At 74.0% G+C, this 10,810-nt stretch carries 7 protein-coding genes, 1 pseudogene and 2 riboswitches; of the genes and pseudogenes, 3 read left to right on the forward strand and 5 right to left on the reverse strand.

Annotated features, from left to right (window positions below; translation table 11 throughout):
* Together ACFXA3_RS21860 and ACFXA3_RS21865 are read left to right on the forward strand one after the other, a co-directional pair.
* Positions 1-642 (forward strand): annotated as a pseudogene (locus ACFXA3_RS21860) (serine/threonine protein kinase); the annotation flags it as partial.
* A 122-nt stretch (positions 643-764) separates the two neighbouring features.
* Complete coding sequence (locus ACFXA3_RS21865) at positions 765-1,409, forward strand: dihydrofolate reductase family protein (RefSeq protein WP_385189060.1); 645 nt, start codon at positions 765-767, stop codon at positions 1,407-1,409.
* Here ACFXA3_RS21865 and ACFXA3_RS21870 read toward each other — a convergent pair.
* The 5 genes from ACFXA3_RS21870 to ACFXA3_RS21890 are packed head-to-tail and all read right to left on the reverse strand — an operon-like array spanning position 1,406 to position 8,767.
* Positions 1,406-2,206 (reverse strand): ECF transporter S component, encoded by an 801-nt coding sequence (locus ACFXA3_RS21870; RefSeq protein WP_385189062.1) that lies wholly within the window; start codon positions 2,204-2,206, stop codon positions 1,406-1,408. The genes ACFXA3_RS21865 and ACFXA3_RS21870 overlap by 4 nt on opposite strands.
* Positions 2,203-3,858 carry an ABC transporter ATP-binding protein gene (locus ACFXA3_RS21875; RefSeq protein WP_385189063.1) on the reverse strand — a complete coding sequence of 552 codons (1,656 nt, stop codon included), beginning with the start codon at positions 3,856-3,858 and terminating at the stop codon, positions 2,203-2,205. The genes ACFXA3_RS21870 and ACFXA3_RS21875 overlap by 4 nt, the downstream gene beginning before the upstream one ends.
* On the reverse strand, positions 3,855-5,054 hold the full coding sequence (locus ACFXA3_RS21880) for an energy-coupling factor transporter transmembrane component T (protein ID WP_385189065.1): 1,200 nt from the start codon (positions 5,052-5,054) through the stop codon (positions 3,855-3,857). Before ACFXA3_RS21880 ends, ACFXA3_RS21875 begins: the two co-directional genes overlap by 4 nt.
* Before the next feature lie 3 nt (positions 5,055-5,057).
* Positions 5,058-5,990: a hypothetical protein gene (locus ACFXA3_RS21885; RefSeq protein WP_385189067.1), complete on the reverse strand. Its 933-nt coding sequence runs from the start codon at positions 5,988-5,990 to the stop codon at positions 5,058-5,060.
* Positions 5,987-8,767, reverse strand: a complete 2,781-nt coding sequence (locus ACFXA3_RS21890) for a prenyltransferase/squalene oxidase repeat-containing protein (RefSeq protein WP_385189069.1) — start codon at positions 8,765-8,767, stop codon at positions 5,987-5,989. The genes ACFXA3_RS21885 and ACFXA3_RS21890 overlap by 4 nt, the downstream gene beginning before the upstream one ends.
* 131 nt (positions 8,768-8,898) lie before the next feature.
* A riboswitch (cobalamin riboswitch) is annotated at positions 8,899-8,972 on the reverse strand.
* Positions 8,973-9,090: 118 nt separating this feature from the next.
* A riboswitch (cobalamin riboswitch) is annotated at positions 9,091-9,230 on the forward strand.
* A gap of 95 nt (positions 9,231-9,325) precedes the next feature.
* Between ACFXA3_RS21890 and ACFXA3_RS21895 the strand changes: the two genes are divergently transcribed.
* Positions 9,326-10,738, forward strand: coding sequence for a prenyltransferase/squalene oxidase repeat-containing protein (locus ACFXA3_RS21895; protein ID WP_385189071.1), 1,413 nt, complete (start codon positions 9,326-9,328; stop codon positions 10,736-10,738).
* Positions 10,739-10,810 lie beyond the last annotated feature (72 nt).

The raw sequence follows: 10,810 nt of genomic DNA on the forward strand, positions 1-10,810 counted from the left end.
GAGCCGGAGACCATTGACGCGCCGGTCCTCGCTCCGGGCCGGCAGGCGTCCCCGACGGCGGGCGCCGCACCGCTCGAAGCCGCCACGACGGATGCGTCCGTCGCGTCCCCCGCCGCGGCGCCGGTGCATGCCGCTCCCCGGCGGAGGCGACGGGTCCGGGCCGCCGTGGTCGCCGGCGCAGCCGCGGCCGCACTGCTCGCGGCCGCCTTCGGCTACACCTTCCTCGACCGCGACGGGAGCGCGGACCGCAACACCGAACAGGTACCCGTCGGGGCGAGCGCACCCGAGCCGGCAGCCGTACGGGTGTCCGTGACGGGCGCGAACACGTCCTATACGGGTCCCTGCTCACCGCCCGCCGACCGGGCACCCACGTTCACGGCGACGTTCACCGCCGCCGAACCGGTCCGGATCTCCTACCGCTGGGTGTCCGACGACGGCTCCGTGGTCGACCCGCAATGGCGCGTCATGACGCTCCGGGGAAGCGGGACCGGGACCGAGGGCCGCGCCACCGGACGGGACACCGTGCAGGTGACGACGTACGCGAAGGCCGGAACCCTGAACAGCACGATCGGCGTGGAGATCCGCGATCCGGTCCGCACGGTGTCCCGGCTGATCCCCTTCTCGGTGACCTGCCGGAACTGACGGCTCCGTCACGCCCGGCCGCCCGGTCCCACGGGCGGGGGAAGGGCCGGTGCGGCGCCCCGGTCCGGTGGTACGGGCGGGGCACGATGTGGCGGTCCACACGATCGGAACGGGAGTGGAACATGGGCCTCATCCACATCGAGATGTTCGCGACCCTGGACCTCGTCGGGCAGGCGCCCGGCGGCCCCGACGAGGACCCGGTGGGGTTCCCGTTCGGCGGCTGGCAGGCGCCCCTGCTGGACGAGGTCTCCGGCGAACAGGTCGCCGCCGCGTACGAGGGCACGGACGCCCTCCTCCTCGGCCGGCGGACGTACGACATCTTCGCCGCCTACTGGCCGCACCGGAAGGGCGGTGAGGACGGCGAGTTCGCCACTCTCTTCAACCGCGTCCCGAAGTACGTGGCCTCCCGGGGCGAGCCCGACCTCCCGTGGGCCGGGTCGACCCGCCTCGGCCCGGATCTCGCCGCCGCGGTGCGGGAGATCCGCGACCGGCACGAGCACGTGAAGGTCGTCGGGAGCCTGAACCTGGTGCAGACCCTGCTGCGCGAGAAGCTCTTCGACCGCCTCGACCTCTGGGTTCACCCGATCCTGCTCGGCGTCGGGAAGAAGGTGTTCGACGGCGGGGAGGTGCCCACGAACCTCACCCTCCTCGAACCCCCGGCAGCCGGCCGCAAGGGCACCGTTCTCCTGCGCTACGGCCTCGCGGACGGCACCCCCGCCACGGGGGACATGAGCGCCCCCGACCGCGGCCTCGGCCGCGACGACTAGCGCGGTGCCGTGAAGCGGACGGGGGACCGGAAGCGGGCCTTGCGGGCGGCGCGGCGGAAGACCGTGAGGACCGCCGGGCCGGCCAGGCAGATGCAGACGAAGTTGGTGACCGCGCGCCCGGTGTCCCAGCCGAGGGAGGTGGCCAGGTCGAAGGCGAGGTAGCGGCGGAACTGCTCGGTGAAGGGCAGTCCCGGGAGATAGGCGACGGAGCTGTTGGGGTCGAGGGAGAAGGGCCAGAAGGAGAGGTTGAGGAGGAAGCCGAACAGGTAGCCGGAGACCGAGCCGTAGAGCGCGAGCATCGCGATCTCGCGGCGGCCGGACGCCTTGGGGAGGAAGCCGGCGAGCATCCCGACGAAGGCGCAGCCGAACATCTGGTACGGCATCCAGGGCCCGACCCCGCCCGTGATCAGGGCGGACGCGAAGAGCGAGGTGCAGCCCAGGGTGAAGCCGAAGCCCGGCCCGTAGACCCGGCCGGCCAGCACCAGGATGAAGAAGACCGTCTCGATGCCGGCCGTGCCCGCGCCGAGCGGGCGGATGGCGGCGTTGACGGCGGACAGGACGCCCAGCATGGCCAGGGCCTTGGAGCTGATGCCGCCTTCGGCGATCTCGGAGATCACCACGGAGAGGACGATGACGAGGAGGACGCCGAAGATCAGGGGCGGGGCGTAGGCGGAGCCGAACTTCCCGGGGGCGACGAGGAACGGCCAGAAGAAGGCGACGACGCCGAGGAAGCCCGCCATGGCGATGACGACCGCGGCCCGCGGGCGGATGCGGATCGCCGCCGCGCGTGTGCTCACGACTGCGGGTCCGTTCCGTCGCAGGGCAGTACGGCGGCCAGCTGGTCCACGGTGAGGAAGGGCAGCGGGGCCAGGATCTTGGCGGTCTGGGGCGCGAACACGGGCGAGGCGACGATGACTTCGGTGGTGGGGCCGTCGGCGACGACGTCACCCTCGGCCATGACCACGACGCGGTCGGCGGCGCGGGCGACGAACTCGACGTCGTGGGTGGAGATCACGACCGCGCGGCCCTCCGCGGCGAGGTCGTCGACGATGCGGATCAGTTCGCTCTTGGCACGGTAGTCGAGGCCGCGCGTGGGCTCGTCCAGGAGCAGCACCCGCGGCGCCGCGGTCAGTTGGATGGCGAGGACGAGCGCGAGCTTCTGGCCCTCGGACAGGTCGCGCGGATGGGTGTGGTCGGCAATGCCGGGAGCGAGCCTGTCCAGGACGGCGCGGGCCCGGGTTCCGCCGGCCGGGACCTGCGATTCGGTGTCGGCCTGGTCGAGCTCCTGCCGCACGCTCTCCAGGTAGAGGAGGTCGGTGGGGGTCTGCGGGACGAGCCCGACCAGCCGGCGGGCGCCGGACGCGGAGAGCTTCCCGGGATCCTGCGGCTTCGAGCCGTCGGCGCCGGCCACGCCCACGGAGCCGGCCTTGCGCGGTCCGGACCCCTGGAGGGCCCAGAGCAGGGAGGACTTGCCGGAGCCGTTGCGGCCCATGAGGGCGGTGACCTCGCCGCCCCGCAGCGACAGGTCGACCTCCCGGACCGCCGGTACGCCGTGGTACGCGACGGTGATGCCGCGCGCCGTCAGCAGTTGCCTCCCCCCGGCGCCCGGGGCTGGCCGTACGGGGGGCGCCGGCGTGCCGGCGAGCCGGCTGCGCAGGGGAGCCGCGGCCCGGCGGGCGTCGCGGATCGAGAGGGGCAGCGGGGACCACCCGGCGGTGCGGCCCAGTTCGACGATGGGCGGCGCGATGGCCGACGTACGGAAGACCTCGGCGGGCGGGCCGCAGACGACGCGGCCGTCGCCGGGGAGGTGGATGACGCGGTCGGCGTACTGGACGACGCGCTCCAGTCGGTGTTCGGCGAGCAGGACGGTGACGCCGAGGTCGTGGACGAGCCGGGTGACCGCGGCCAGGACCTCCTCCGCCGCCGTCGGGTCCAGGGCCGAGGTCGGCTCGTCCAGGACGAGGATCCGCGGGTGTGCGGTGAGGACCGAGCCGATGGCGACGCGCTGCTGCTGGCCGCCGGACAGCTCGTGCAGCGCGCGGTGGCGCAGGTCGGCGAGGCCGAGAAGGTCGAGGGTCTCCTCGACGCGCTTGCGCATGGTGGCGGGCGGCACCGCCAACTGCTCCATCGTGTAGGCGAGTTCCTCCTCCACGGTGTCCGTGACGAACCCGTCCAGCGGATCCTGCCCCACGACCCCCACCACATCGGCCAGTTCGCGCGGGGGGTGGGTCGAGGTGTCGCGTCCGTCGACCACGACGCGGCCGGACAGGGTGCCGCCGGTGAAGTGCGGGACGAGCCCGTTGACCGCGCCGAGGAGGGTGGACTTGCCGACGCCGGTGTGCCCGACGACGAGGCACAGTTCGCCTTCCTCGACGGTCAGGTCCACATCGCGCAGGACCGGTTCGGCCGTGTCCTCGTACCGGACGGTGACCTGGTCGAAGGTGATCACTTGGGTTCCTCGGTGCGCTGTGCGGGGACGGCCGGACGGGCGGGTGGTGCCGGGGGAGGGGCCAGGAAGCCGGCCGTCCCGGCCAGCAGGATCGCTGCCGCGGGCACCGGCGGCAGGGTCGGCCAGCTGAGCGGGTAGATGGACGGGTTGAGTTCGGCGGCGTTGAAGCCGACGCCGGCGAAGAGCAGGACCGCGGAGAGGACCCCGCACCCGGCCACCGCCCATTCGGCGAACCGCCAGGGGTCGGGCCGGTAGGTGGTACGGGTGACGCGGCGGCCGCCGAGGCGCAGTCCCGCGAAGCACAGCAGTGCGCCCGCGCCCATGGCGGGCAGGCCCAGCAGCTTCGGAGCGGTGGCGTCGAGGAGTCCGTACGCCCCGGCGCACAGACCGCACATGCCGAGCAGCATCAGGGCGCCGGTCAGGCGGCGCGAGCGGCGGGTGGCGGTGCCGGCGCGCCCGTAGCCGCGCGAGTCCATGGCCGAGGCCAGCCGCAGCGAGCGCTCCAGGGCGTCTTCGAGGACGGGCACGACGATGCCGCGCAGCGCGCGGAGCCCCTTCGAGCGGCCGGCCCGCAGCCGTTTGGCCCGGTGGACGCGCTGCACGCTCTGGACGAGCTGGGGAGCCACGCTGATGGAGACGGTGACGGCGACGCCGAGTTCGTACAGGGCGCCCGGCAGGACCCGCAGGGCCCGTTTGGGATTGGCGAGGGTGTTCGCGGCGCCGATGCAGCACAGCATGCAGGCGAGGCGCAGCCCGTCGGTGGCGGCGGACAGCAGCGCCTCCAGGGAGACGGGCCCGCCGAGCCGGATGCCCGCGTACCAGTCGGGCGTGGGAATGCGGGGCAGCGAGAAGAGGAAGTGGTCCCGCGGGGTGATCCCGGTGGCGAAGACGGCGCGGAAGGTCACCCGGATCGCGACGACGCTCAGCGCCAGGTACAGGTAGTACGCGAAGCCGCGGGCCCAGGGTGCGTCGGTGCGGCGCACGGTGATGACGTAGCCGAGGACCGCGAGGACCAGGAACAGCAGCAGCGGGTTGTTCGTACGGCTGACGGCGGTGGCCAGGGCCAGGGCCCAGATCCACCAGGCGACCGGGTGCAGGGTCCGGGGCAGACGGCGGCCGCCCTGGTCCGGCGCGGAGCCGGACACGGGCCCCGGAACGGGCGGCTTCGCCGTCGCCGCGGCGGCGGTGCGTGACATGCGCTACTCCGTACGACGGCGGCGCCTGGCCGCGAACACGGCGGCGGCACCGATCAGCAGCACCAGCGCTCCGGTGGCGACGGCGGGCAGGTACGAGCCCGCGTCGTGCTCCGCGTCGGCGGCTGGAGCCGCTTCGAGGACCCGGGGGCCGGGCGGGGGCGCGGCCGCTGCGGGGGCGCCGGCCGGGGGCGGTGCCGAAGGGCTCGCGGTGACGCTCTCGGCCGGGCTCGCCGACGGTGCGGGGTCCGCCGGGGCCGTGGGGCCGGACGGCGGTGGCGTCGCCGGGCCGGCCGGGGGCGGGTTCTGTGGCCTGGGCCCCGTGTTGATGCCCGGCGGGAGCGGGGCCGCGGTGCGGGTGTCCTCGGGGGCGGGGCCGCCGGTGGGCAGGGTGTTGTGGGCGCGCAGCTGGTCGGGGGTGACCGTGGGCCTGCCCTCGGTGCCCTCGACGTCGGTGCCGCCGAAGATCCACAGGTCGACGCTGCCGGGCTTCGGCTTGTAGAGCATGGCGCCGAGCTGGCTGTACTGCCAGGTGTGCTGGCCGGGGTCGGCGTGCCAGTACGACCAGTAGGCGGAGGCGGGCGGGGTCAGGACGCAGTCGTCCTGCTGCGGGGTCGGGTACTGCCTGCCGCCCTGGTGGCCGCTGTAGCCGATGCGGCAGATGAAGGCGGGTCCGTCGTGGCCGGTGCCGGTGGTGGCCCAGCCGCCCTGGTTGAGGAGTTCGTAGCCGGTGGTGGGGGTCGTGCCGCAGGAGCGGTAGACGGGGCCGCCCCAGTGGCTGAAGTCCACGGCGAGCACGACGCCGGCGGAGGTGGTGCACTGTCCCATGGGCTGCGGGGCCGCGCCCGCCGGGGCCGCGGTGCCGGCGAGGGCCGCCGCCGTCAGCCCCAGTGCGGTGGCCGCACGGACGAGGGTGCGCACGACGCGGTTGCGGCTCATGCCCGGCTCCTCGGAATCTCGCGGCGGCGCTTCGCGGCACGGGTGATGCCCCAGCCGCCGAGGGTCAGGAGCAGGGCCGCGGCGGCGAGCGTGCCGACCTGGGCGCCGGTGGAGGCGAGGCCGCCACCGCCGGTCGCGCCGCCGGCCCGGCCCGCGCCGCCCGCGTTCTCGCCCGGGGTCACGATGACGGGGGCGCCCGTGCCCGCGCTCGCCCCGCCGCTCGTGCCCGGGACGGGCTGGGGGGCCGTGCCGTCGAGGCTGCGGGTCAGCACGCCGAAGGAGATGCCGGTGGCCCCGCCGACGGCCTGGGTGGAGGCGCGGACGTCGGATCCGGGCTGTGCGTCCCGGGCGATGTTGAAGCCGCCGTCCGTGTTCTGCTGGCCCGCCAGGAACTTCCGTGCCCTGGCGATCTGCGCCCCGTACTTCGCGGTGTCCAGGGACAGCCCCTGCACGGCGAGCGCGGCGGAGTTGACGGAGTTCCCGGAGGCGCCGGGGAAGCCGCCGTCCTCCTTCTGCCGGGTGGCGAGCCAGGCGAGGGCCCGGTCCACCGCCGCCTGCGACGCGGCGTCGGGCAGCAGGTCCACGGCCATGGCCGCCATCGCGGTGGAGTCGACCTCGGCGGCGCTGTCCTTGCCGATGAGGCTGGGCCAGGCGCCCGACGGCTCCTGCACGCTCTTGAGGTAGGCGATCTGACCGGCCGCGCCGGCGGTGTCGCCGGCACGGAGCTGGGCGATGACGCCGAGGGACTGGTCGAAGACGGACTTGGCGTTGCGGTAGGCGCCCTTGCCCGCGCAGTACGGGGTGGACGTGGTGTCCGCGGCGGTGCAGACACCCGTCGCGAGGGCCGCGATCAGGTCCTTGCCGGCGAAGTCGCGGGGGTCGCGGCCGACCGCTTCGGCGAGCAGGGCGGTCTTGCCGATGGAGCCGCCGCCGGCGTACTTGGTGCCGATCAGGGTGTAGTCGTGGATGCCGCGGCCCTTGCCGTCCTTGCCGCCCTTGTCGAGGAAGTCGACGATGTTGCGCAGGACGGTGTCGTTCCCGCCGGTCGCGGCCAGCGCGTAGGCGCCGTCGATGGTCATGCCGTAGTCCGCGAAGCCCGTGCCTGCGCCGCTCTCGTAGAACCGGCCCTGGATCAGGCGCGAGGTGCCGGTGAGGTACGCGACACCCTTCTTCAGGTCCGGCCCGTCACCGGGCGGGGGAGTCACGGGGGGAGTGACCGGCGGGGTGGCCGGCGGCTCCGCCTTCCTGGTGGTCAGCGTGACCAGGTCGCTCCCGGCGCTCGCGACGGCGGCCGGGGCGGTGGCGAACAGCCTCGATTCGGTGTCGTCCTCCTCGAAACCGAAGCCGCCTTCCAGGAACTGGTGACGGGAGAGCCAGGAAACGCCGGCGTCCGCGAACGCCGCGTCACCGAGGGCGCGCAGGGCCTGCGCGGCCCAGGCGGTGGAGGCCGGGCTGCCGGTGGTCAGGTACGGGGCGGAGGGCCAGGCGCCGGTCGGCAGCTGGGACTTCTTGAGCAGGCCGCGCGCCTTCTGCACGGCCGCGTCGTGTCCGCCGGCCCGCTGGAGGGCGAGGGTGATCAGCCCGGTGGCGTTCGCATCGCTCTCGCACGATCCGTTGGCGCGGATGAGGACGGAGGTGAAGCCGCCGTCCTCGCACTGGAGTCCGGTCAGCCGGTTCACGGCGGCGGCCGGGGGCGTCACGCCGCCGTTCAGCAGGGCGATGACGGCCATGGCCTGGGCGTCGGACTGCCCGGTGGTGCGGAAGTCGCCCTTGGTGAGGCAGCCCTCGATCGTCTCGCCGTCGCCGATGTCGCGCGGGCAGACGTACTTCACCAGGTCGCCGAGCAGGTCGTGCCCGCCGAACGCGCGGGGATCCCGGCCGGCGGCCTCGGCGACCAGCGCGAGCCGGGCCGCGGCGGTGGCGTCGGGGATCCCGTCCTTGCCGGCCGGGTAGGCGTACGCGTCGGTCTGTGCGGGCGTGGCGAGGAAGTCCGCCGCCTTCTTCACCGCCGGGTTCTCGGGGTCGGCCGCCGCGAGCGCGAACACGGCCTCCGTGGTGAGGAAGTGGTTCGCGGTGGTGGAGCCCTCGTCGACGACGCGTTCGCCGTCCGTCAGCCGCCCGGTGATCCAGCGGGTGGCGGCCGGTACGTCGACCGATCCGGCGGGCACGCCGGGCGGGGCGGTCGGAACGCCCGGGTCGGGGGTGGCACCGCCCGCCGCCCGGACGTCGTCGGGGGAGAAGGCGGGCTTGCCGGAGGTGCCGCCGACGTCCGTGCCGCCGAACACCCACGCGTCCACGTCACCGGGCCTGGGGGTGCGGGCCATCGCGCCGAGCGGGCTGTACGTCCAGTTCTTCTGGCCGGGCGAGGCGGTCCAGTACGACCAGTAGGCGGTGGCCTGCGGGGTGAGGACGCAGTCCTCCTTGTCCGGAGTCGGGTACTGCGCACCGGAGTTGAAGGAGCCCTTGCCGATGCGGCAGATGAACCCGTCGCCGTCGTGGACGGTGCCGACGGTGGTGAACCCGCCGGTGTGCAGCAGTTCGTAGCCGGTGGTGGGCGTGGTGTCGCAGCCGCGCTCGACCTTGCCGCCGAACGGACCGAAGTCGACGGCCACGATCGCCCCGGCGGTGGCGGTGCACCCCTCGATCGGATCGGCCGAGGCGGGGACCGTCCCGCCCGGGAAGGCCGCGCTCGCGGCAAAGGCCCGCAGCGCGGCCGACACGAGCGACAGCAGCCGCCTGCTCCCCGTGCGTCGTTCTGTTCGCTGTGCGGTCCCCACCACGGCCCCTCGGTTCGGCCGGGCGGACCAGTACGTGGCAAAAGGGCCTCCACGGCCCACGGGGCCACGGGGAAGCCGTTCGAACCACGCCGTAGTCCGCGACGGCGTTTCTCGCTGCAAAACCAGGCTCCAGGCATTCCGGCTCGCCCGGACGGTGCCGGGCCCACGGTTGCGGGTCAGCGCCGGATTTCGACCGGCTTCCCCTGGAGCTGAGTGCTCATCAGTCGGAGTGGAACACGCGGCCGAAGACAGCGTCAAGGTGGTCTGCGTCTCATGCGACCGGCTCCAGCACCGCTCGACCGGCCCCCGCCCGCGGCCGCTGGCGGACCGTTGATCACTCGGGTAGCGTCCTGGGCTGCCACATGGGGGAACCCGGTGCGAATCCGGGGCTGACGCGCAGCGGTGTGGAACGGCAGGGGGCCGTTTCCGAGCCCGAATGCCCGTGCGGCGAGGCAATGCACAAGCCGTACCACGCGTTCGGACGGCCGCCACCGGGCTCCGGGCTGCCGCCCGCACGAGTACCGGTCGGGCCGGCGTCCCCCATTCCAGGAGCAGGCCATGTCCCGTCCCCGTACCTCCCGCCGCTTCGCGCTCGCGGTGCCCGCCGCGTTCGGCGCCCTCGCCCTCACCGCGCTGCCCGCCTCCGCCACCTCCTCGCCCGCGCAGATCGCCACGTCCAGGGCCAACGGCGTGTCCTACCTCAAGTCCCTCCAGGCGGCCGATGGTTCGTACGCGGGAGCCGGCCTCTCCAACGAGTGGGCGTTCACCGCCTTCGCGGCCACCGGCACGGCCGTCGTCGACGTCTACCCGGGCGGCGACACGGCGAAGAACGCCCGCACCGTCTACCGCAACCTGCTGTCGACGGCGGGCTGGCCGCAGGCCTCCCCGGTGGTCACGGACTACGAGCGCGGCACCCTGAACGCCTACGCCGCCGGCATCGACCCGGCCCGCGTCTCGGCCTCGCGCAACCTCATCGCGCACGTCTACTCCCACTGGCAGACGGCGGAGCCCGGCTACTTCGGACCGTCGGGGAACTTCAACGGCACGGTCTTCGCAGCCCTTTCGCTTCGCGGCGCCAAGACCCAGGGCGGGGCGAACCGCATCCCGCAGGCGCTGACCGACTCCCTGGTCACCCGCATCCGGGCCAACCAGCACGTCGACGGGGGCTGGACCTACCAGAAGGGCGAGGGCAACCCGACCGTCCTGAACTCCGCGAGCGACGTCGACATGACGGGCGCGGCCATGGCCGCACTGTGCGTCTCCGGCGTCCCCAACACCGACACGGACGTCGTCCAGGCGAAGAACTTCCTCAAGAGCACCCTCGTCTCGTCCAGCGGCGCGTTCAACTCCCTCTACGGGGTCAACACCAGCTCCAACGGCTGGGGCGTGGCGGGTCTGAACGCCTGCGGATTCAACCCGCAGACGGGCGACTTCCTCACCGCCTCCGGCAAGACGCCGGTCGACTTCCTGATCGCCAACCAGTACAACCCGGCCGGCGGCTTCAAGTACAAGCCGAGTGACACCACGTCGTCCGCCTACGCCTCCATCGACGCGCTGCGCGCCGTCGCGGGCGGCGGCTTCACCTCGGCCCCGCCGGTTCCGGTCACCCCCGGCGCCCCGCAGTGGGCCGCCCAGTCCACCTTCACCGCCGGGACGGCCACGAAGCTGGCGCTGAGCGTCGACGACGGCGCGGGCAACCTCAAGGTCTGCTCGGTGGCGTTCACCCCGACCGGCACGACCACCACCCTCGGAGACGTCCTGGCGGCCGCCACCGGCGCCGCCACCCCGTCGGGCTGCGTCACCGGCGTGACCCCGTCCTCCGGGACCGGCGCCGTGACCAGCGTCAACGGCAAGGCCAACAGCGGATCGGACACCTGGAAGGTCAGCGTGGACGGCTCCGCGTTCGCCGGCGCCCTCCGGGAGAAGGTCATCAACGTGGGCGACACCATCGCGCTGCGGTGGGGTGCCTGATCGGCCGGTGCCGGTGCCGGTGCCGGTGCCGGTGCCGGTGTGGGGGGCGGGCGCGGGGGGGCCCGCGCCCCC

The organism is Streptomyces sp. NPDC059456 (assembly GCF_042750055.1).
Classification (GTDB): Bacteria; Actinomycetota; Actinomycetes; order Streptomycetales; family Streptomycetaceae; genus Streptomyces.